Annotated in this window: 21 protein-coding genes; 14 read left to right on the top strand and 7 right to left on the bottom strand. The window is 57.7% G+C overall.

The window, feature by feature from the left end; all coding sequences use genetic code 11:
• Positions 1-3: 3 nt before the first annotated feature.
• On the bottom strand, positions 4-861 hold the full coding sequence (locus tag AC2FIS_RS11590) for an HpcH/HpaI aldolase/citrate lyase family protein (RefSeq protein ID WP_496773457.1): 858 nt from the start codon (positions 859-861) through the stop codon (positions 4-6).
• Positions 862-1,031: 170 nt separating this feature from the next.
• Between AC2FIS_RS11590 and AC2FIS_RS11585 the strand changes: the two genes are divergently transcribed.
• Positions 1,032-1,331 carry a hypothetical protein gene (locus AC2FIS_RS11585; protein ID WP_496773456.1) on the top strand — a complete coding sequence of 100 codons (300 nt, stop codon included), beginning with the start codon at positions 1,032-1,034 and terminating at the stop codon, positions 1,329-1,331.
• Here AC2FIS_RS11585 and AC2FIS_RS11580 read toward each other — a convergent pair whose 3' ends face one another.
• Positions 1,332-2,087 carry a sulfite exporter TauE/SafE family protein gene (locus AC2FIS_RS11580; protein WP_058273684.1) on the bottom strand — a complete coding sequence of 252 codons (756 nt, stop codon included), beginning with the start codon at positions 2,085-2,087 and terminating at the stop codon, positions 1,332-1,334.
• A gap of 160 nt (positions 2,088-2,247) precedes the next feature.
• On the opposite strand from AC2FIS_RS11580, the gene mdh reads away from it, so the two are divergent.
• The 11 genes from mdh (at position 2,248) to lpdA (ending at position 14,499) form a co-directional block, all read left to right on the top strand.
• Positions 2,248-3,210: a malate dehydrogenase gene (gene mdh / locus AC2FIS_RS11575; protein WP_058273532.1), complete on the top strand. Its 963-nt coding sequence runs from the start codon at positions 2,248-2,250 to the stop codon at positions 3,208-3,210.
• Between the two features lie 363 nt (positions 3,211-3,573).
• Complete coding sequence (gene sucC / locus AC2FIS_RS11570; RefSeq protein ID WP_058278788.1) at positions 3,574-4,767, top strand: ADP-forming succinate--CoA ligase subunit beta; 1,194 nt, start codon at positions 3,574-3,576, stop codon at positions 4,765-4,767.
• Positions 4,768-4,812: 45 nt separating this feature from the next.
• Positions 4,813-5,478, top strand: a complete 666-nt coding sequence (locus AC2FIS_RS11565; protein WP_496773455.1) for a class I SAM-dependent methyltransferase — start codon at positions 4,813-4,815, stop codon at positions 5,476-5,478.
• Between the two features lie 77 nt (positions 5,479-5,555).
• Entirely contained in the window at positions 5,556-6,437 is an 882-nt protein-coding gene (sucD, locus tag AC2FIS_RS11560; RefSeq protein ID WP_058273535.1) for a succinate--CoA ligase subunit alpha, read from the top strand.
• Positions 6,438-6,517: 80 nt separating this feature from the next.
• Positions 6,518-7,267, top strand: coding sequence for a hypothetical protein (locus AC2FIS_RS11555; RefSeq protein WP_496773454.1), 750 nt, complete (start codon positions 6,518-6,520; stop codon positions 7,265-7,267).
• On the top strand, positions 7,264-7,806 hold the full coding sequence (locus tag AC2FIS_RS11550; protein ID WP_496773453.1) for a DUF805 domain-containing protein: 543 nt from the start codon (positions 7,264-7,266) through the stop codon (positions 7,804-7,806). Before AC2FIS_RS11555 ends, AC2FIS_RS11550 begins: the two co-directional genes overlap by 4 nt.
• Positions 7,803-10,760 (top strand): 2-oxoglutarate dehydrogenase E1 component, encoded by a 2,958-nt coding sequence (locus tag AC2FIS_RS11545; RefSeq protein ID WP_496773452.1) that lies wholly within the window; start codon positions 7,803-7,805, stop codon positions 10,758-10,760. The genes AC2FIS_RS11550 and AC2FIS_RS11545 overlap by 4 nt, the downstream gene beginning before the upstream one ends.
• 3 nt (positions 10,761-10,763) lie before the next feature.
• On the top strand, positions 10,764-12,275 hold the full coding sequence (gene odhB / locus AC2FIS_RS11540; RefSeq protein ID WP_496773451.1) for a 2-oxoglutarate dehydrogenase complex dihydrolipoyllysine-residue succinyltransferase: 1,512 nt from the start codon (positions 10,764-10,766) through the stop codon (positions 12,273-12,275).
• Positions 12,276-12,277: 2 nt separating this feature from the next.
• On the top strand, positions 12,278-12,547 hold the full coding sequence (locus tag AC2FIS_RS11535) for a hypothetical protein (RefSeq protein ID WP_058273540.1): 270 nt from the start codon (positions 12,278-12,280) through the stop codon (positions 12,545-12,547).
• 84 nt (positions 12,548-12,631) lie between these two features.
• Positions 12,632-13,021 carry an MAPEG family protein gene (locus AC2FIS_RS11530; protein WP_496773450.1) on the top strand — a complete coding sequence of 130 codons (390 nt, stop codon included), beginning with the start codon at positions 12,632-12,634 and terminating at the stop codon, positions 13,019-13,021.
• A gap of 89 nt (positions 13,022-13,110) precedes the next feature.
• Positions 13,111-14,499: a dihydrolipoyl dehydrogenase gene (gene lpdA / locus AC2FIS_RS11525; RefSeq protein WP_496698757.1), complete on the top strand. Its 1,389-nt coding sequence runs from the start codon at positions 13,111-13,113 to the stop codon at positions 14,497-14,499.
• 20 nt (positions 14,500-14,519) lie between these two features.
• Here lpdA and AC2FIS_RS11520 read toward each other — a convergent pair whose 3' ends face one another.
• A complete protein-coding gene (locus tag AC2FIS_RS11520; protein ID WP_496773449.1) occupies positions 14,520-15,098 on the bottom strand; it encodes a TetR/AcrR family transcriptional regulator in 579 nt (192 codons plus the stop codon).
• 102 nt (positions 15,099-15,200) lie between these two features.
• On the opposite strand from AC2FIS_RS11520, the gene AC2FIS_RS11515 reads away from it, so the two are divergent.
• Positions 15,201-15,794, top strand: a complete 594-nt coding sequence (locus AC2FIS_RS11515) for an NAD(P)H-dependent oxidoreductase (RefSeq protein WP_496773448.1) — start codon at positions 15,201-15,203, stop codon at positions 15,792-15,794.
• A gap of 8 nt (positions 15,795-15,802) precedes the next feature.
• Here AC2FIS_RS11515 and AC2FIS_RS11510 read toward each other — a convergent pair whose 3' ends face one another.
• From AC2FIS_RS11510 to AC2FIS_RS11495, 4 genes are read right to left on the bottom strand one after another with little or no spacing between them, the layout of a single operon-like run.
• On the bottom strand, positions 15,803-16,408 hold the full coding sequence (locus AC2FIS_RS11510; protein ID WP_496773447.1) for a pyridoxamine 5'-phosphate oxidase family protein: 606 nt from the start codon (positions 16,406-16,408) through the stop codon (positions 15,803-15,805).
• A complete protein-coding gene (locus tag AC2FIS_RS11505) occupies positions 16,395-17,135 on the bottom strand; it encodes a lysophospholipid acyltransferase family protein (protein ID WP_496773445.1) in 741 nt (246 codons plus the stop codon). Before AC2FIS_RS11505 ends, AC2FIS_RS11510 begins: the two co-directional genes overlap by 14 nt.
• Positions 17,135-18,034 (bottom strand): cell division protein FtsX, encoded by a 900-nt coding sequence (locus AC2FIS_RS11500; RefSeq protein ID WP_496734330.1) that lies wholly within the window; start codon positions 18,032-18,034, stop codon positions 17,135-17,137. The genes AC2FIS_RS11505 and AC2FIS_RS11500 overlap by 1 nt, the downstream gene beginning before the upstream one ends.
• Entirely contained in the window at positions 18,031-18,708 is a 678-nt protein-coding gene (locus tag AC2FIS_RS11495) for a cell division ATP-binding protein FtsE (RefSeq protein ID WP_058273548.1), read from the bottom strand. Before AC2FIS_RS11495 ends, AC2FIS_RS11500 begins: the two co-directional genes overlap by 4 nt.
• Positions 18,709-18,892: 184 nt before the next feature.
• On the opposite strand from AC2FIS_RS11495, the gene AC2FIS_RS11490 reads away from it, so the two are divergent.
• Positions 18,893-19,624 carry a zinc-ribbon domain-containing protein gene (locus AC2FIS_RS11490; RefSeq protein ID WP_496773444.1) on the top strand — a complete coding sequence of 244 codons (732 nt, stop codon included), beginning with the start codon at positions 18,893-18,895 and terminating at the stop codon, positions 19,622-19,624.
• Positions 19,625-19,626: the final 2 nt, after the last annotated feature.

Below are 19,626 nucleotides of genomic sequence, written 5' to 3'. Positions count from 1 at the left end.
GGCTTACCCCGCTTGCAAAGCTGTAATCGCCTCCGCTTTTGCCAGAATTTCGCGGGCAGTTACAACGTGCAGATTTTCAACGATCTTGCCGTCGACCACGGCAACGCCCTGCCCTTGCCCCTCAACTTCTTCAAAAGCGGCAATTTGGCGACGGGCCAGATCGATCTCGGTCTCCGATGGGGCATAGGCTGCGTTGGTGACATCGACCTGTGCGGGATGGATCAGGGTTTTGCCGTCAAAACCCATGTCGCGGCCTTGCGCACATTCGGCGGCTAGACCTTCGGCGTCCTTGAATGCGTTGTAGACACCATCGACAACGATCAGCCCCTCGGCCCTGGCGGCTAGCAGACACAGGCCCAGAGAAGTCATCAAGGGCAGGCGATCCGGGCGGAAGCGGCTTTGCAACTCCTTGGCCAGATCATTTGTACCCATGACAAACCCCGCCATTAGCGGATGGGCGGCAATCTCGGCCGCGTTGAGCATCCCGCGAGGGGTTTCCATCATTGCCCAGATTGGCAGGTCACCGGTAATCGCGGCCAGCGCGTCCACGTCCGCAGCTGAATTCACCTTGGGCAGCAGGACCACATCGGCATCCATCTCGCGCACGGCCTCGGCGTCAGCACGGCCCCATTCGGTATCCAGACCGTTGATGCGCACGATCTTGACCCGTTCCCCATAGCCGCCCGCGGCCAGAGCCGCCTTAAGCGTTTCGCGTGCATTGCCCTTCTCATCGGCAGAAACCGCGTCTTCAAGATCAAAAATGATCGCGTCCACAGGCAAAGTGCGTGCCTTGTCCAGCGCCCGGTCTTTCGAACCGGGGATGTAAAGAACAGAGCGATAGGGGCGCTGGCGCGGGTCCATTGGCTTCTCCCGAGGAAATAAAGTTGCGCGGAATGGGGCATTTTTTGTCGGAAAGTTCAAGCGCAAAATCGCCGCATCGCAGCATTCGCGACGCAACGTGCGTTTCTTTAACCGGATTTCGGTCCAAGGGCGGCATCCTGACCGGCAAATGAAATCGAAAAGGGTCGAAGATGCACAAGACACTGCTGAAGATGACGATGGGCCTCGGAATCATGGTTCTGGCTGCACAACAGGCCCACGCCCGCAACTGCGCCCCACGTGACGAGGTGATCAAACAGCTGACCGAAACTTACGGTGAAACGCGCCAGGGGATCGGCATCGCGCGTCAAGGCGCGGTGATGGAGCTTTATGCGTCGGACCAAAGCGGCAGCTGGACGATCACCGTGACACTGCCGGATGGCATGACCTGCCTTGTTGCCTCGGGTCAGGCTTATGAAATGACCGCCGAAGCCCTGCCGCCCAACGTCTGATCAGGTCAAAGCGTCCCAGATCAACTTACTGCCTGTGAGCGTCAGCAAAACGTAAGCAATGCCAAAAAACAGGCGCTCGGACAGCATGAAATGCGCCCGCACCCCCAGCCACGCCCCAAGAATCGCAAACGGGGTCAGCAACAGGTCGGCCCAAGCGGTGTGCCATGTGAAAAGGCCGAGATAGGCGTAAGGCACAAATTTCGTGATGTTGATGACCCAGAAGGCCAATACAGTACTGGCCTGAAACTCGGTCTTCGACAGGCGTTGCGACAGCAGATAAACGGCGGCTGGCGGACCGCCCGCATGGCTGACAAAGCTGGTGAAGCCAGCAACCAGCCCAGCGAACAGCCCGGCGGGGGCAGGCAGTCTGTTTGTAAAGCCGCGCACCCAGCCTTTGGATTGACTGACGTGCCAAACGACAAAACCAATGGAAATCCCCCCGATCAGTAGGCGCAGCAGATCATCATCGGTGGCGCGATAAAGCCATGCGCCCAACGCCACGCCGGGCACCGCCCCAAGGATCAACAGGCGCGAATCCGGCCAGCTCCAGCGTTTCCAGTAGGGTCCAAGAGTCGCAACATCGATCACCATAAGGATCGGCAACATCAGGGCCAGTGCCTGCCCCGGCTCCAATATCAACGCCAGAATCGATGAGGACGCAAAGGCCACGCCCGAGCCAAAGCCACCCTTCGAAATACCCGCAAAGATCACAGCCGGGATCGCTACAACAAAAAACATCAGGTTCAATTCGAACATGCAGCGCCCCGGTTTCGGCCTGTATCCTTGGCCGTTTAGCGCAATCAGCCCAGGCAGTGCAAACGGTATGCGGTTGCATGCCGCGCCGCTGAACACTTGCGCGAAAGCCATTTAGCGACTAGCACAGCCGCGATTTCAATTCCGACCGGAGATTTTCCAAATGGCCAGACCCAAGATTGCGCTTATCGGCGCTGGGAACATCGGCGGCACGCTTGCGCACCTCGCAGCTGTCAAAGAACTGGGTGACGTTGTCCTGTTCGACATCGCAGACGGGCTGCCGCAGGGCAAAGCGCTCGACATCGCCGAATCCGGCCCTTCGGAAGGGTTCGACGCAGCCATGTCTGGCACCAGCGACTATGCCGATATCGCAGGCGCAGACGTCTGCATCGTCACCGCTGGCGTCGCCCGCAAACCCGGCATGAGCCGCGATGACCTGCTGGGCATCAACCTGAAAGTCATGAAGTCGGTCGGTGAAGGCATTGCAGCCCACGCACCCGACGCGTTCGTGATCTGCATCACCAACCCGCTGGACGCGATGGTCTGGGCTCTGCGTGAGTTCTCGGGCCTGCCGCACAACAAGGTCTGTGGCATGGCTGGCGTTCTGGACTCAGCCCGCTTCGCGCACTTCCTGTCGGAAGAGTTCAACGTCTCGATGCGCGACGTCACCGCGTTTGTTCTGGGCGGCCACGGCGACACAATGGTGCCGTCGGTGCGTTATTCGACCGTAGCAGGCATCCCCCTACCCGATCTGGTCGAGATGGGCTGGACCACACAGGACAAGCTGGACGCCATCGTTCAGCGTACCCGTGACGGCGGCGCCGAGATCGTTGGCCTGCTGAAAACCGGTTCGGCCTACTACGCACCTGCCACTTCGGCGATCGAAATGGCCGAAGCCTATCTGAAAGACCAGAAGCGCGTACTGCCTTGCGCCGCATACTGCAGCGGCGAGCTGGGAGTTGACGGTCTCTATGTAGGCGTACCTACCGTGATCGGTGCCGGTGGCGTCGAACGGATCGTCGACATCAAGCTGAACGAAGACGAACAGGCCGGGTTCGACAATTCGGTCAACGCCGTCAAAGGCCTGATCGAAGCTTGCAAGGGCATCGACAGCTCGCTGGCCTGATCCCTCTTCAGCGGTAATTCAGAACCCGGTTTACCTTTGGTGAGCCGGGTCTTTCTTTGGACGATTACGGCGCCATTGAATCCACATGTCCCCGACACAGCTGCCATGTAAACGTTTGAATCCGCCGTCTCGGCGGACTGGCTAGGTTTAGCGCTAGCTGAATTCTCTCTTTATTCTAAAGGCCGTCATCGACGACGAATCAAAGGGGTGACCTTCATTGCCTTTTGTGATCACACCCAAAAAAACCGTGATCACAAATAATGAAAATCTTCGTGAAAAACTGCTTCCCTGTCAAAAAACCCTTTAAACTTACCCCCTAGACACCCCTATAACGGTGTAACGCAGTCAGACAGGACAGTTTCGATGAACATTCACGAATATCAGGCCAAAGCGCTTCTTCGCAGCTATGGCGCTCCGGTCTCCGAAGGTCGCGCGGTACTGCGCGCTGAGGAAGCCAAAACCGCAGCCGGTGAACTGGATGGCCCGCTCTGGGTTGTCAAAGCACAGATCCACGCGGGTGGCCGCGGCAAGGGCTCCTTCAAAGAGGCTGACGCCGGTGAAAAAGGCGGTGTCCGTCTGACCAAGTCGGTGGAAGAAGCATCCGAGGAAGCCAAGAAGATGCTGGGCCGTACGCTGGTCACACATCAAACCGGCCCCGCCGGCAAGCAAGTCAACCGCATCTACATCGAAGCCGGTTCCGGCATCGAGCGTGAACTGTACCTGGCCCTGCTGGTGGATCGCCAGACCAGCCGCATCTCATTTGTGTGTTCGACCGAAGGTGGCATGGACATCGAAGAGGTTGCCGCGGCAACGCCCGAGAAAATCCTGTCCTTCTCGGTCGATCCGGCAACAGGCTATCAGCCCTATCATGGCCGCCGCATCGCCTTCTCGCTGGGCCTGGAGGGCGCGCAGGTCAAACAGTGCGTCAAACTGATGAGCCAGCTATACGCCGCCTTCGTCGAGAAGGACATGGAGATGCTGGAAATCAACCCGCTGATCGTGTCCGACAAGGGTGACCTGAAAGTGCTGGACGCCAAAGTCGGCTTTGACGGTAACGCGGTCTACCGCCATCCGGATATTGCCGAGCTGCGCGACACGACCGAGGAAGACCCCAAGGAATTGGAAGCCTCTAAGTACGACCTGAACTACATCGCACTGGACGGTGAGATCGGCTGCATGGTCAACGGTGCCGGCCTGGCGATGGCGACCATGGACATCATCAAGCTGTATGGGGCTGAGCCTGCCAACTTCCTCGACGTGGGCGGCGGCGCGACCAAAGAGAAAGTGACCGAAGCGTTCAAGATCATCACCTCTGACCCGCAGGTCAAAGGCATTCTGGTCAACATCTTCGGCGGCATCATGCGCTGTGACGTCATCGCCGAGGGTGTTGTCGCCGCGGTGAAAGAGGTCGGCCTGAAGGTTCCGCTGGTCGTGCGTCTGGAAGGCACGAACGTTGAGAAGGGCAAAGAGATCATCAACACCTCTGGCCTGGACGTGATCGCAGCGGACAACCTGAAAGACGGTGCCGAGAAGATCGTGAAGGCGGTTAAAGGCTGAGTTAGATAAGCCGGTTCATTTCTCGGGATCCGAAGAAAGTGTGTGATGCGTAGCGGTGTTAGAAATGCGTTCGAGAGCAAGAGTTGGGCGGGGCGGAATGTCCCGCGCTCGGGCAATGGCTCAACGCTTGAGGCAACCGCGCCGCTTCGCCGGGCTCTTCCGGATATCTTTGAGCGGTACAAGGTGAAGACATTTCTTGACGCGCCCTGTGGTGACTGGACGTGGATGCAGGAAGTTGACTTGACTGGTCTGAGTTACATTGGCGGAGATATATCTCTCGAGGTGGTTCAGTCCGTTCAAGAAAAACATGCAGCGCCGGGTCGCGAGTTTGTCCATCTGGATGTAACTTCCGACACGCTGCCCCAGGTTGACCTGATGATGTGCCGGGATTGCCTTTTTCACCTGAAATGGTGGCTGCGGTGGGTGTTCTTTGAGAACTTCGTCAGAAGCGAGACACCATACCTGCTGACCACCATGCACTACGTCCCGATCAATGAACGGCTGAAGAACAACGCTGGGTTCAAAAGGTTCAACCCCTGCGTCGCGCCATTCAATTTCTCCGATCCGATCGAAACGATTGAAGAGACTGGTGAGATCAACCTCGATCCTGAATTTCTTCAATCGACCGAAGGCAGAGATCAACGCTCGTTGGGGATTTGGTCCAGAGATCAGGTTATTGACGCATTGGATCGGCGGAAGAATGGCTCATGAAACAAAGACAACGCGAATTGCGACACCGGTGAATTCACTCGCCGGCGCGCTTACACAAATCAAAATGGAGGCCTAGAATGGCAGTCCTCATCGACGAAAATACCAAAGTGATCTGTCAGGGCTTTACCGGCTCTCAGGGCACATTCCACAGCGAACAGGCCATTGCTTATGGCACCAAGATGGTGGGTGGCGTGACCCCCGGCAAAGGCGGGATGACGCATCTTGACCTGCCCGTGTTCAACTCGGTCCACGAGGCCAAGCATGTGACCGAAGCCAATGCCAGCGTGATCTATGTACCGCCGCCGTTTGCAGCGGACTCGATCCTGGAAGCGATTGACGCCGAGATGGAAGTGATCGTCTGCATCACCGAAGGCATCCCGGTTCTGGACATGATGAAGGTGAAGCGCGCGCTGGAAGGCAGCAAATCACGCCTGATCGGGCCGAACTGCCCCGGTGTGATCACGCCCGACGCCTGCAAGATCGGCATCATGCCCGGCCACATTCACAAACGCGGGAGCGTGGGTGTCGTTTCCCGCTCGGGTACGCTTACTTATGAAGCTGTGAAACAGACAACAGACGTAGGCTTGGGTCAGTCCACCTGTGTGGGCATCGGCGGCGACCCGATCAAAGGCACCGAGCATATCGACGTGTTGGAATGGTTCCTGGCCGATGACGAAACCCACTCGATCATCATGATCGGTGAGATCGGTGGCTCGGCCGAGGAAGAAGCCGCGCAGTTCCTGGCGGATGAGGCCAAGAAGGGCCGTTCTAAACCGACTGCTGGTTTCATCGCTGGCCGCACGGCTCCTCCGGGCCGCCGCATGGGCCACGCAGGCGCGATCGTCGCCGGTGGCAAAGGCGGTGCCGAGGACAAGATCGAGGCCATGCGCTCAGCCGGTATCGTCGTGGCGGAAAGCCCTGCGCAGCTGGGTGAGGCTGTGCTGGAAGCGATTGGGTAACAATGCTGCCGCACCAAGAATACTGTAGGATCCAGCGAGAGGAGAAATTCTCTCGCTTGGATCTTTTCTTGGTGTCTACCATGTTTGCCTTGTTTTTGGTAACCTCAAGCACTGCGAAATCTGATCCCGCATTTACAAAACCGACTCGGGATGTTTTTGATCTGTGCACTTGGGCATCAAGTGATCGAGCATCCGTTGCAGAAGAATTCCACAAGCGTGGATGGACGGCGTTCAGAGCGCCTTATCCTGATTTGATACCAGAGCTTGTTGCAGACGGTTACCTTTTTCACGCTCTGCTCGATCAAAGGTACAATACGATGGGCTTAGACACGGGGTCCGGCGTTTTGCCCGACATGCACGAGCATATGGACGCCATCTTTGAGGTTTCAAACCGTGGTGTTTATGATGCGCTGTTGTGGAAGGAAGAACCTCAAGCTTTTTTGATGATCTACGACCAAAGTAGAAGCCCCGGAGAAGTACTAGGTTGTAGGTACTTTAGTTCTTCGCAAGACGACGCAACCAAGATCAAGGGCGCGATTTGGGATTTCGATGATGAAACACACGAATCCGAATTTGGTCCTTCTCGGGTTGTGACTGTATCCACTTTCGATGATCCACCACATAAACCGTTTAAAGGCACAATGGCCCTGCTTGTGAAACTCGGCTTTTTGGTTGATCGGCCTGTACTGGAACCTCAACTTGCCGCTGGCGATGCGATAACTCAGTTTCATCGATATGATGAGGTACAGTTTAGCGCCGACTATGGGAGAAAACCCAAGGCCGCATTTGCACTGGAGATCAAACGGAAAACGGGGTTAGGCAAACCATGACCTTCTCCGACGCCATCCGCACTTGTTTCTCCAAGTTCTTCACTTTCTCGGGTCGTGCCTCGCGGCCCGAATACTGGTTCTTTTTCCTGTTCATCGTGATCTGGAGTTTTATCGCCGGCATCATCGACTGGCAGTTCTTTACACAGGTCGCCACGACGCAGACCGATGAAGTCAAACAAGTCACCGCGACATCCAACCAGCCGGTGCAAAGCATCGTAGCCTTGATCGTGTTCATCCCGCATCTGGCCGTCGCGTGGCGACGGATGCATGACACCGGGCGCAGCGGGCTTTTCGCCTTGCTTCCGATCCTGTTGATTGTCGGCGCGTTTGCGGTGCTGATCTTTGGCATCGGGCTCGCATCCCATTTCCAGCATGGCGGCAATCTGGACATCCTGTTCACCCGCGCCACTCTGCTAATCATCATTCCGACACTGCTTGTTTTGTTTGTGTCGCCCCTCCTGGTTCTGTGGTGGCTGACCCGCCCCAGCCAGCCAGGCACCAACCAATACGGTCCCAACCCAACAGAGGTAGCCCAATGACCGAACACACGCCCAATTCTGCCTTTCATGCCTCAAGCTTTATGCAGGGGCATAATGCTGAATATCTGGAGCAGCTTTATGCCCAGTACGCCAAGGACCCGAACGCAGTAGATGCGGCCTGGGTCGAGTTTTTCCGGGCGATGGGCGACGCCACGCCGGACGTCCAGCGCGAGGCCGAAGGGCCATCCTGGGCTCGGACCGACTGGCCTCCGATGCCGACGGATGATCTGACCGGAGCGTTGACGGGCGAATGGGCCGAAATCGATGCCAAGGCGGCAGGCGACAAGATCAAGGACAAGGCCGAGGCCAAGGGCGTTCAGGTCAGCGAGGACCAGATCAAACGCGCGGTGCTGGACAGTCTGCGGGCGCTGATGTTGATCCGGGCTTATCGTATCCGGGGTCATCTGGCCGCCGATCTGGACCCGTTGGGCATGCGCGCCGCCAGCAACCACCCGGAATTGGACCCCAGGACGTATGGCTTCACCGAAGCCGACATGGATCGCCCGATCTTTATCGACAACGTGCTGGGTTTGCAGATGGCCAGCATGCGCCAGATTGTCGAGATCGTAAAACGGACCTATTGCGGCACGTTCGCGCTGCAGTACATGCATATCTCAAATCCGGAAGAAGCCGCGTGGCTGAAGGAACGGATTGAAGGGTACGGCAAGGAAATCCAGTTCACCAAGGAAGGCCGCAAGGCGATCCTGAACAAGATGGTTGAGGCCGAAGGCTTCGAGAAGTTCCTGCATGTAAAATACATGGGCACCAAGCGTTTCGGTTTGGACGGCGGCGAAGCCTTGATCCCCGCGATGGAGCAGATCATCAAGCGCGGCGGTGCGCTGGGTGTCAGCGACATTGTCATCGGTATGCCCCACCGTGGCCGCCTGAACATTCTGGCCAACGTGATGCGCAAGCCTTATCGCGCCATCTTCAACGAGTTCCAGGGCGGCAGCTTCAAACCCGAAGATGTGGATGGTTCAGGCGATGTGAAGTACCACCTCGGCGCGTCCAGCGACCGTGAATTCAATGGCAACAGTGTCCATCTGTCGCTGACTGCAAACCCCTCCCACCTTGAGGCTGTGAACCCGGTTGTTCTGGGCAAGGTTCGCGCCAAGCAGGATCAGTTGGGTGACGAAGACCGGACCAAGGTGATGGGCATCCTGCTGCACGGCGATGCGGCCTTTGCGGGTCAAGGTGTTGTCGCCGAAGGCTTTGGCCTGTCCGGCCTTAAGGGTCATAAGACCGGCGGCACGATGCATATCGTGGTGAACAACCAGATTGGCTTTACCACCGCGCCGCATTTCAGCCGCTCCAGCCCCTACCCCACCGATATCGCCCTGATGGTTGAAGCACCGATCTTCCACGTGAATGGCGACGATCCCGAGGCTGTAACGCATGCCGCCAAGGTTGCGACCGAATTCCGGCAGAAGTTCCACAAGGACGTGGTTATCGACATCTTCTGCTATCGCCGGTTCGGACATAACGAGGGCGATGAGCCCATGTTCACCAACCCGATCATGTACAAGAAGATCAAGACGCATAAGACCACGCTGTCGCTGTATACCGAGCGCCTGGTCAAAGACGGCCTGATCCCAGAAGGCGAAATCGAGGATATGAAGGCCGCCTTCCAGGCGCATCTGAATGATGAGTTCGAGGCGGGCAAAGACTATAAGCCCAACAAGGCTGACTGGCTGGACGGGCGCTGGTCGCATCTGGACAAGAACAAAGATGAATATGTCCGCGGCGACACGGCAATTAAACCGGAAACGCTGGCGCAGATTGGCAACGCGCTGAGCCACACACCAGCAGATATCGCAGTGCACCGTACCGTCTCACGTCTTTTGGATCAAAAGAAACAGATGTTCGAAAGCGGCAAAGGGTTTGACTGGGCGACTGGTGAGGCCCTGGCCTTTGGCTCTCTGCTGACCGAAGGCTATCCGGTGCGACTGTCAGGGCAGGATGCGACGCGCGGGACGTTCAGTCAGCGTCACTCGGGTTTCATACATCAGGAAACTGAAGAACGGTACTACCCACTGAACAACATTCGTGAGGGCCAGTCGAAATACGATGTGATCGACTCGATGCTCAGCGAATATGCGGTGCTGGGCTTTGAATATGGATTCTCACTGGCGGAACCAAATGCACTAACCCTGTGGGAAGCGCAGTTCGGTGATTTTGCCAACGGCGCACAAATCATGTTCGACCAGTTCATCAGCTCGGGCGAAAGCAAATGGCTACGTATGTCCGGTCTGGTTTGCCTGTTGCCACACGGCTTCGAAGGTCAGGGGCCTGAACACTCGTCAGCACGTCTGGAACGGTTCCTGCAGATGTGTGGTCAGGACAACTGGATCGTGGCCAACTGCACGACCCCTGCGAACTATTTCCACATCCTGCGCCGTCAGCTGCACCGGACCTTCCGCAAGCCGCTGATCCTGGTGACGCCCAAATCGTTACTGCGCCACAAGCTGGCGGTCAGCACAGCAGAAGAGTTCACCACCGGTTCAAGCTTCCACCGCGTGTTGTGGGACGATGCACAACACGGAAACTCGGAAACCAAATTGGTCAAGGACGACAAGGTCAAACGCGTGGTGATGTGTTCCGGCAAGGTCTACTACGATCTGCTCGAAGAACGCGACGAGCGCGGCATCGACGACGTCTACCTGATGCGGATTGAGCAGTTCTATCCCTTCCCGGCGCATTCGCTGATCAATGAGCTTGAGCGCTTTAAAGGTGCCGAAATGATCTGGTGTCAGGAAGAACCCAAGAACCAGGGTGCCTGGACCTTTATCGAACCGAATATCGAATGGGTTCTGACCCGCATCGGCGCCAAGCACACTCGGCCGCGTTATGTCGGCCGCTCCACATCGGCTTCTCCCGCGACGGGTCTGGCCAGCCAACACAAAGCCCAACAAGCAGCGCTGGTCGACGAAGCGCTGAGCATTGAAGGAAAATAATCGATGTCCATTGAAGTTCGAGTTCCCACGCTTGGCGAGTCGGTTACCGAAGCCACGGTTGCGACATGGTTCAAGAAACCCGGCGACGCCGTCGCGGTTGATGAAATGTTGTGTGAGTTGGAGACTGACAAGGTCACCGTCGAAGTGCCCTCTCCTGCCGCTGGCGTGATGGGCGAAATCGTCGCCGCCGAAGGTGAAACCGTTGGCGTTGATGCGTTGCTGGCCACCATCGTTGCAGGTGAAGGCGCAGCCCCTGCCCCGGCAGCCGCGCCAGCCCCGGCTGTGGCAACTCCGGCGGCGTCTGGCGGCAGTGTTGACGTCATGGTGCCGACCTTGGGTGAATCCGTGACCGAAGCGACCGTTTCGACATGGTTCAAACAGGTCGGCGACAGCGTCGCGCAGGACGAAATGCTTTGTGAGCTGGAAACCGACAAGGTCTCGGTCGAGGTTCCGGCCCCGGCTGCAGGTGTTTTGGCAGAAATCGTTGCCCCCGAAGGCGCAACAGTTGAGGCGTCGGCCAAACTGGCGGTGATTTCGGGCGCAGCGGCAGGGTCCGTCGTTGCTCCGGCAGCTGCGGCAGCAGCTCCGGCTGCAGCAGCAAGCACCGGCAAGGACATCGCCAACGCGCCATCCGCCGAAAAAGCTATGGCAGAGGCCGGTTTGTCCGCGGATCAGGTCACCGGCACCGGTCGTGATGGTCGGATCATGAAAGAAGATGTTGCCCGCGCAGCGACAACGGCTGCAGCCCCGGCACCTGCGGCGGCTGCTCCGGCACCGGCACAAGCGCCACGGGCACCGGTTGCTGCGCAGGATGCCGCCCGTGAAGAGCGCGTGCGCATGACCCGCCTGCGCCAGACCATCGCCAAGCGTTTGAAGGATGCGCAGAACACTGCGGCAATCCTGACCACCTTCAACGAGGTGGACATGACCGAGGTGATGGGCCTGCGCAATGAATACAAAGAGCTGTTCCTGAAAAAACACGGCGTGAAACTGGGCTTTATGTCGTTCTTCACCAAGGCGTGCTGCCACGCGTTGAAAGAGGTTCCCGAAGTCAACGCCGAGATTGACGGCACGGACATTGTCTACAAGAACTTCGTTCACATGGGCGTCGCCGCCGGTACGCCGCAAGGTCTGGTTGTTCCTGTCATCCGCGACGCTGACAGTATGTCCTTCGCGGATATCGAGAAGGCCATCGCCGAAAAGGGCAAGCGCGCCCGTGACGGCAAGTTGTCCATGGCAGAGATGCAGGGCGGCACCTTCACCATCTCAAACGGTGGCGTCTATGGCTCGCTGATGTCCTCGCCGATCCTGAACCCGCCGCAGTCGGGTATCCTTGGCATGCACAAGATCCAGGACCGTCCAATGGTCATCAATGGAGAGATCAAGATCCGCCCGATGATGTATCTGGCACTGTCCTATGACCACCGGATTGTTGACGGCAAGGGCGCGGTGACGTTCCTTGTACGTGTGAAAGAGGCGCTGGAAGACCCGCGCCGTCTGCTGATGGATCTGTAATCATGGCAACACATGTACTCTGGCAAGCTGACGTGGCAGATTTTGATGTCTGGCTGAAAGTGTTTGAAGAAGACAAACCAATGAGAGAGGCCGCGGGCATCCGCGACCTCCATATCTGGAAAGACCCTGATCGAAAGGACCACGCGGTCGCCTTGTTCGAGATCACCGATCTCGACCGGGCCCAGAGCTTCATTGAATCCGAAGAGTTGGCCATGCACCACGAACGTGGTGGCGTGGCACATATCCAGACCAAGGTTCTGGACCCTGTTTGAAAGCATGAAGCTGCGCCTCCCCATTGGGGGCGCGGCACGAACGGGTAACGCGATGACTTTCGACAGCTCAAAGGGAACCACTGGATGACCACGGAACTAACCGTCCTGACCCTTGCCGCATTACTTTGGGTCGCGCAATTCGTGGTCTATCTGGCTGCAGGACACGGAAAGATTGACCTTGGCCTTGCGATTGGCCCGCGGGATATGCCCTTTGACAAACCGGGGGTTTCGGGGCGTCTACACCGTGCGCTCAGCAATCACACTGAAGGGTTGGTTCTGTTCGCAATTGCGGCGCTTGTCGTGACGGTTTCGGGCCAGTCGAACGGGCTCACTGCGGCCTGTAGCTGGATCTATTTGATCGTCCGCATCCTCTACGTCCCCGCCTACGCATTGGGTTGGACGCCTTGGCGAACCGTGATCTGGATCGTTGGCTTGGCGGCCAACACTGTAATGTTGCTGGCGGCTGTCTTTTGATTCAGTCGCTGACATGGATAATGTAATGGGGAAACGCCCCGGCGTGCAGAAAATTGCCGCCATCCCCGTAAACGATAAGGACCTGACACATGGCAAATTATGACGTTATCGTAATCGGATCAGGCCCCGGCGGCTATGTTTGCGCCATCCGTTGCGCTCAGCTGGGTCTGAAGACTGCCTGCGTCGAAGGGCGTGAAACTCTGGGTGGAACCTGCCTGAACGTCGGCTGTATCCCCTCGAAGGCGCTGCTGCATGCCAGCCATCAACTGCATGAGGCCGAGCATAACTTTGCCAAGATGGGCCTGAAGGGCAAAAGCCCCTCGGTCGATTGGAAACAGATGCAGGGCTACAAGCAGGAAACGATCGACGGCAATACCAAGGGTATCGAGTTCCTGTTCAAGAAAAACAAGATCGACTGGTTGAAAGGCTGGGGCTCGATCCCTGCCGCGGGTCAGGTCAAAGTGGGCGACGAGGTTCACACCGCCAAGAACATAATTATCGCATCCGGGTCCGAACCGTCCTCGCTGCCCGGTGTCGACGTTGACGAAAAAGTTGTGGTGACTTCGACCGGCGCTCTGTCGCTGAACAAGGTGCCAAAGAAGTTGGTGGTGATCGGCGCGGGCGTGATCGGGCTGGAACTGGGCTCGGTCTATCAGCGTCTGGGCGCGGAGGTGACTGTGGTCGAGTTCCTCGACGCGATCACCCCCGGCATGGACCCCGAAGTTCAGAAAACCTTCCAGCGCATCCTCAAGAAACAGGGCCTTAAATTTGTCATGGGTGCGGCGGTCCAAAAGACCGAAGCCACCAAGACCAAGGCAAAGGTGACCTACAAGCTGCGCAAGGATGACAGCGAACATGTGATCGAGGCTGATACAGTTCTGGTCGCCACCGGACGAAAACCGTACTCGGATGGTTTGGGTCTGGAAGCTTTGGGCGTTGAAATGACACCGCGTGGTCAGATCAAGGTGGGGGCCGATTGGCAGACCAACGTGCCGGGCATTTACGCCATTGGTGACGTGACCGAAGGCCCCATGCTGGCGCATAAGGCAGAAGATGAAGGTATGGCCGCAGCCGAGCAGGTTGCGGGCAAGCATGGGCACGTGAACTACGGCGTCATCCCGGGTGTGATCTACACATGGCCCGAGGTCGCAAATGTGGGCGAAACCGAAGAGACCCTGAAAGAACAGGGCCGCGCCTATAAAGTCGGCAAGTTCATGTTCATGGGCAACGGACGCGCCAAGGCGAACTTGATGACCGATGGGTTTGTCAAAATTCTGGCCGACAAGGAAACTGATCGCATTCTGGGCTGCCACATCATCGGCCCCGGTGCCGGCGATCTGATTCATGAAGTCTGTGTGGCGATGGAGTTCGGCGCCTCGGCCGAGGATCTGGCCCTGACCTGCCACGCCCACCCAACTTATTCGGAAGCCGTGCGTGAGGCTGCGTTGGCCTGTGGCGACGGACCAATCCACAGCTGATAAAACAACCCCGGCACCCGTCAGTTTGGCGGGGTTAACCACGCGTCCAGATAGATTTCTAACCTATCTGAAAAGCTCTCTGCCTCATGCAGCGCGCAGAACTTCAGCGACATTGACTGAATGGCAAAAGCCTGAACCCCCTCGGCCAGCAGGTCGGGGGATATGTCTTTGCGGACCTTCGCGGTTTCCAACCAGCCAGCAACCAGTCTGACATAGCGTTCGAAACAGCGCGCTATGGGCCCGATCTCGGTGATCGCTGTAGCGCCTGAGTATCGGATGATCAGATCGAACACATAACGCTCGGACGTCATGAAGGCGTGAATCGGTTGTAGGGCATCGGCGATTTCGGGGGCAGCGCGAGGGACAGGACCTTGTTCGACCTGATCGAAACAGGCAACCAACCTCTCACCAATCAGCATTTCCATTAGCGCGTCTTTGTCCCGGAAATGCGCAAAAAAGGTTCCCTTTGCGACCCCGGCTGCCTGAACCACGTCTTCCACCCGCAAAGCCTGATAGCCGTTTCTTTCAATAACGTCCTCTGCGGCCTCGATTAATCGGGCGCGCGTTTTAAGGGTTCTCTTTTGAACTGTCTTTTGCATATGCCCTGTTCGCATGTTTTTTGACCTTGGTCAAATTTAGTAATTGACCGTGGTCATTTTTTACCACTACAAACTGACCACGGTCATTTTTGGAGATTCGCGATGCAACCTAAGAAAATCCTAATCCTCGATGGACACCCAGGCGAAACCAGCCTGTCCCGGACATTTGCCGAAACCTATGCCGACGCGGCCCAACGACAGGGGCACGAGGTTCGCATAATTCATCTGAGCGATTTGCAGTTCGACCATGACTTTGGTCAGGGAAACTATGAGGACTTCAAACCGTTGGAACCCGCATTGGAACAAGTGCTGCAGGATTTTGAGTGGAGCGAACACCTTGTCCTGACGGCACCGATGTGGTGGGGCGGCTTGCCGGCCAAGCTGAAAGGTTTGATTGACCGGGCATTCATCCCCGGACGCACCTTCGACACGCGAAATACTACAAGGATCGGCTTTCCAGCACCTATGCTGACAGGGCGCACGGCGCGGGTCATCCTTACCTCTGACACGCCGGGTTGGTTCATGCGTTTCATCTACAGGCAAGCACTGATCCGCCAGATCCGCGATCAGATTCTGGGATTTGTCGGTTTCAAACCGACCCGGTTCACTTATTTTGCGGGCGCCAGCTATCCTAAACCCGGCAGCGTGGACCGCTGGATATCAAAGGTAGCCCGGATCGGTGCCGCGGCAGCATGATCCCGCGCCTACCACATCGTCTTCGCGGCGCGCGCACCCCATTCCTGATCATATTGCGTGCCGCCTTCCTCGCCGTCCGACGCCTCGGCGAGGATTTCACCGACGGTCGGCACATGCGCGGTCTCGTCGCCACTGACCCAGGTACGGGCCCGCATCAAGGCACGGGCGCATTGGGTGTAAATCTCAGTGATTTCTATAACGATTACTGTCGCTGGTTTTTTGCCCTGCTTTTCGAACTGCGCACGCAAATTTTCATCAGCTGTCACATGCGCCGTGCCATTCAATCGCACGACACTGTTGGACCCCGGCACCATGAACATCAACGACACTCGCGGGTCGCGCACGATATTACGCAAGCTGTCCAGCCGGTTATTCCCACGCCAGTCAGGCATCGCCAGTGTGTGCGGATCAAGTTCCAGTACAACCGGGCCGTCGTCACCTCTCGGGCTGCCATCGACACCCTCGGGCCCAACGGTGCTGAGGATGCACAGGCGCGACGCCATGATCCATTTGCGATAAAGCGGTGTGAGCTGTCTGGCCACTTTGCGCAATGCAGGCGCGCCCGGTGTGCCGTAGAGCGCCTCGAGCATTTTAATGTCCTTAATGAGCTCCATCCGGTTCAAACCCCACTTCTCGCATCAATGCATTGGATCGTGTTTCGATCACGTCTTCCAGACGCCCAAGAAATTGATCCCGTCCAACACCCGGTTCGATCGGGTCAAGAAAGTCGACAATTGCAAGACCAGGTTTGCGCATAAGCCCGGTACGCGGCCAGAAAACACCGGCATTCGTCGCAACCGGCACACAAGGAAAGCCCAGTCCTTCATAGAGAACGGCTGTCCCGACCTTGTAGGGTTTCTTCGCCCCCGGTGCGACGCGCGTGCCCTGCGGGTAAATCACAAGCTGCCCGGGCTCAGAGAACTCTTTAGCCACGTCTTTGACCATCTTGGCGACAGCAGCACCCTTTCTGCCGCGATCAACCGGTATACACCCAAGGCGACGGGCATAGAGACCGATAACCGGGGTATACAGCAGTTCCCTTTTCATAATGAACTTGCCGTGCGGAATGGCGCTGAAGATCATGATGATGTCTAGAAAGGACTGGTGTTTGGCTCCGATCACGACCTCGTCCACTGGAACGTTTCCGCGAACCTCACAACGGATGCCAACCATCCAGCTGGCCAACCAGATCGTCGATCGCGCGTAGGTTTTACATGCCTGCAAAGCCCCGCGTTTGGTAAACAGCGCGTAGGGCGCGAAAACGATACCAAGGATCAGCATCCACGCGTAAATCACGATCATGAAGATCAAAGAGCGCACCCATTGGATCGCTGTAGCCATCACGAAAGCTCCTTCAATTTGCGCACGGCCGCTGTCCAGGTGGCCAAGAACGCCACCGCAGCCCCCAGCAGAGGTATCAGCGCAGGCAACAGCCAGCCAACCCCCTGAAAACCCAATCCGGTCAGAAACCCGCCCTCAACCGAGGCTTCGGGCAACAGCAGAACACCGGTCATGCCGAACAGCACCCCGACGAGGGCCCCGAAGAAAGCGCGATATGTGAACCGCCGTACAAATGCGCTGGCGATAAAACGATCACGGGCACCGACCAGACGCAGGACTTCGATGATCTGCGCATTGGCCGCCAGTGACGCATTGGCCGCAAGCGTGATCATCGCCGCCGTTGCGCCGCCGATCAGCAGAATAGACACCCAGCCCAATCGCCGAAGCGAGTTTGCCGCCTCGACCAGCGGCTCGCGCCAGCGTGAATGGTCGTCCAGCACGGCGCCGGGCACTTCGGCACCAAGTCGCAAGCGCAAACCAGCGGTATCTAGACCCGGTTCGCCCTCAATGATTTCGATCAGTTGTGGCACCGGGAGCGTGTCCAGTGGCAGGTCGGGGCCGAACCATGGGGACAAAAGCGCGACCTGTTCCTCTGCGGTCAGGGCGCGTGCCGACGCAACGCCTGGGGTTTGGGCCAGCACGGTCAGCGCGGCCTCGGTCTGGGCGGAAAGCTGTTCGGCGGGCGCGTTTATACGCAAAGTGGCAGCCCCTGCTAGTTCCGATGCCCAACGGTCGGCCAGCCGGCCTGATGCCAGCGACAAGGCAAGCGCGAAAACGGCCAGAAAGGCCATCGCGCCAGAAACGAACAGTGTCAGCTGCGCCGTGTAGCCGGATGGTGGAACAACCCGATCTGCGCGTTTGTCGCGCACCAGCATGCTGCGGATGGTGCCCTTGTTCATAGATCCGCCCCCGCCAATTGAATCTGGCGCTGCGATATCCGAAGGACACGGGCCTGAACCTGGCTTTTGGCCGCGCGGATCAGGCTCAGGTCATGGGTCGCGATCAGCACGGTCTTGCCCATCTTGTTCAACTCGACCAGCAGGCGCAGCAATCGCTGGGACATTTCCCAATCCACATTGCCGGTCGGCTCATCGGCCAGCACAACGTCCGGCGACAAGATAACCGCCCGCGCCAAAGCTGCGCGCTGACGCTCACCCCCGGAAAGCTCCGGCGGAAGCGCATCGAGCCGTGTGCCCAGCCCGACCCAGTTCAGCAATTCCAGCAGGTCTTCTTTCTGCGCATTCTCGCCTTTGCCGGACACCATCAACGGTAAAGCGACGTTTTCAGCCAAGGTCATATGGTCCAGAAATCGGCAATCCTGATGCACGACCCCGATCCGGCGACGCAGCAGCGCCATCTGATCTCGGTCCAGGCGTGCAATGTCCTGCTCAAATGCGGTCATCCGTCCTGATGTGGCCAGCAACGCGCCATAACATAGCTTGAGCAAGGTCGTCTTGCCCGCACCCGACGGACCGGTCAGAAAATGGAACGACCCCGGCTGCAACTGAAGCGATACGTCGCTCAGCAACTCACCATCACCATAGGTGTAGCTGACGTTTTCCAGCTCGATCACAAGGGCCCCCAATTATTGTTGCCGCCCTTCTTGCCCGAGCGCGGTTGTGGTTTCAATGCCTGCACCGGGTCGAATTGGTGACACTTGCCGTGTGAAACCGAAAACACCCTTTGCGGTCAGGTCTTAACGGAATAACATCCCTGAAAAAACTATTATCAGGTCGGGCCCCCGACCGGGAGGCAGCATGCGTCTTACTTGTCCGAATTGTGGTGCTCAGTACGAAGTGCCAGACGAGGTCATTCCCGAGGAAGGCCGCGATGTGCAGTGTTCCAACTGCGAAAAGACTTGGTTTCAGGCCAAATACCCCGAAACTGCATCTGAACCGGTAAAGCCGGAAACGCCCGCGGACGAACCCGCGGCAAAGGCGGAAACGCCTGAGATTGTCGCGAAACCTGTCGAGGAGCCCAAATCAGAACCCGAACCTGCCGCAGCTTCCCCGACCGGCAATGTCGACCCTGTGGTTGCCAACATCCTCAAGGAAGAAGCGGCCCGCGAAGCAGACCTGCGCGCCCACGAAGGCGGCAGCCTCGAGACGCAGACCGATTTGGCACTCGACGCGCCGCCCGAAGTGGAAAAAGCCGCCAAGGACCTGATCGCGACAGAAACCGCAAAGGATTTCGGTCAGAAAGACGCGCTGCCGGATGTTGAAGCAATCAATTCCAGCCTGCGCAGCGACGACCCCCTGCCAAAGCTGGACGAAGACATGCCCCCACCCCGCAAGTCTGGCGGGTTCCGGCGCGGGTTCCTGCTGATTCTGATTGTCGGCGTGATCCTGTTGCTGATCTACAGCAATTCTCAGAAGATTTCCGAAGCGGTGCCGCAGGCTGATCCGGTTCTCAACAGCTATGTCTCTCTGGTGGACCAGGCGCGTTTGTGGCTTGAGGCACAGACCGGGTCTGGCACCTCTCAGAACTGACT

The organism is Ruegeria sp. CDSB113, from assembly GCF_059611045.1.
The sequence above is the reverse complement of the archived record's forward strand: the minus strand, read 5'-3'. Positions and strand labels throughout refer to the sequence as shown.

What these genes read in the sequence shown, in the direction of transcription:
- AC2FIS_RS11590 (WP_496773457.1), bottom strand. Translation starts at nt 861, where the DNA reads ATGGACCCGCGCCAGCGCCCCTATCGCTCTGTTCTTTACATCCCCGGT.
- AC2FIS_RS11585 (WP_496773456.1), top strand. Translation starts at nt 1,032, where the DNA reads ATGCACAAGACACTGCTGAAGATGACGATGGGCCTCGGAATCATGGTT.
- AC2FIS_RS11580 (WP_058273684.1), bottom strand. Translation starts at nt 2,087, where the DNA reads ATGTTCGAATTGAACCTGATGTTTTTTGTTGTAGCGATCCCGGCTGTG.
- mdh (WP_058273532.1), top strand. Translation starts at nt 2,248, where the DNA reads ATGGCCAGACCCAAGATTGCGCTTATCGGCGCTGGGAACATCGGCGGC.
- sucC (WP_058278788.1), top strand. Translation starts at nt 3,574, where the DNA reads ATGAACATTCACGAATATCAGGCCAAAGCGCTTCTTCGCAGCTATGGC.
- AC2FIS_RS11565 (WP_496773455.1), top strand. Translation starts at nt 4,813, where the DNA reads ATGCGTAGCGGTGTTAGAAATGCGTTCGAGAGCAAGAGTTGGGCGGGG.
- sucD (WP_058273535.1), top strand. Translation starts at nt 5,556, where the DNA reads ATGGCAGTCCTCATCGACGAAAATACCAAAGTGATCTGTCAGGGCTTT.
- AC2FIS_RS11555 (WP_496773454.1), top strand. Translation starts at nt 6,518, where the DNA reads ATGTTTGCCTTGTTTTTGGTAACCTCAAGCACTGCGAAATCTGATCCC.
- AC2FIS_RS11550 (WP_496773453.1), top strand. Translation starts at nt 7,264, where the DNA reads ATGACCTTCTCCGACGCCATCCGCACTTGTTTCTCCAAGTTCTTCACT.
- AC2FIS_RS11545 (WP_496773452.1), top strand. Translation starts at nt 7,803, where the DNA reads ATGACCGAACACACGCCCAATTCTGCCTTTCATGCCTCAAGCTTTATG.
- odhB (WP_496773451.1), top strand. Translation starts at nt 10,764, where the DNA reads ATGTCCATTGAAGTTCGAGTTCCCACGCTTGGCGAGTCGGTTACCGAA.
- AC2FIS_RS11535 (WP_058273540.1), top strand. Translation starts at nt 12,278, where the DNA reads ATGGCAACACATGTACTCTGGCAAGCTGACGTGGCAGATTTTGATGTC.
- AC2FIS_RS11530 (WP_496773450.1), top strand. Translation starts at nt 12,632, where the DNA reads ATGACCACGGAACTAACCGTCCTGACCCTTGCCGCATTACTTTGGGTC.
- lpdA (WP_496698757.1), top strand. Translation starts at nt 13,111, where the DNA reads ATGGCAAATTATGACGTTATCGTAATCGGATCAGGCCCCGGCGGCTAT.
- AC2FIS_RS11520 (WP_496773449.1), bottom strand. Translation starts at nt 15,098, where the DNA reads ATGCAAAAGACAGTTCAAAAGAGAACCCTTAAAACGCGCGCCCGATTA.
- AC2FIS_RS11515 (WP_496773448.1), top strand. Translation starts at nt 15,201, where the DNA reads ATGCAACCTAAGAAAATCCTAATCCTCGATGGACACCCAGGCGAAACC.
- AC2FIS_RS11510 (WP_496773447.1), bottom strand. Translation starts at nt 16,408, where the DNA reads ATGGAGCTCATTAAGGACATTAAAATGCTCGAGGCGCTCTACGGCACA.
- AC2FIS_RS11505 (WP_496773445.1), bottom strand. Translation starts at nt 17,135, where the DNA reads ATGGCTACAGCGATCCAATGGGTGCGCTCTTTGATCTTCATGATCGTG.
- AC2FIS_RS11500 (WP_496734330.1), bottom strand. Translation starts at nt 18,034, where the DNA reads ATGAACAAGGGCACCATCCGCAGCATGCTGGTGCGCGACAAACGCGCA.
- AC2FIS_RS11490 (WP_496773444.1), top strand. Translation starts at nt 18,893, where the DNA reads ATGCGTCTTACTTGTCCGAATTGTGGTGCTCAGTACGAAGTGCCAGAC.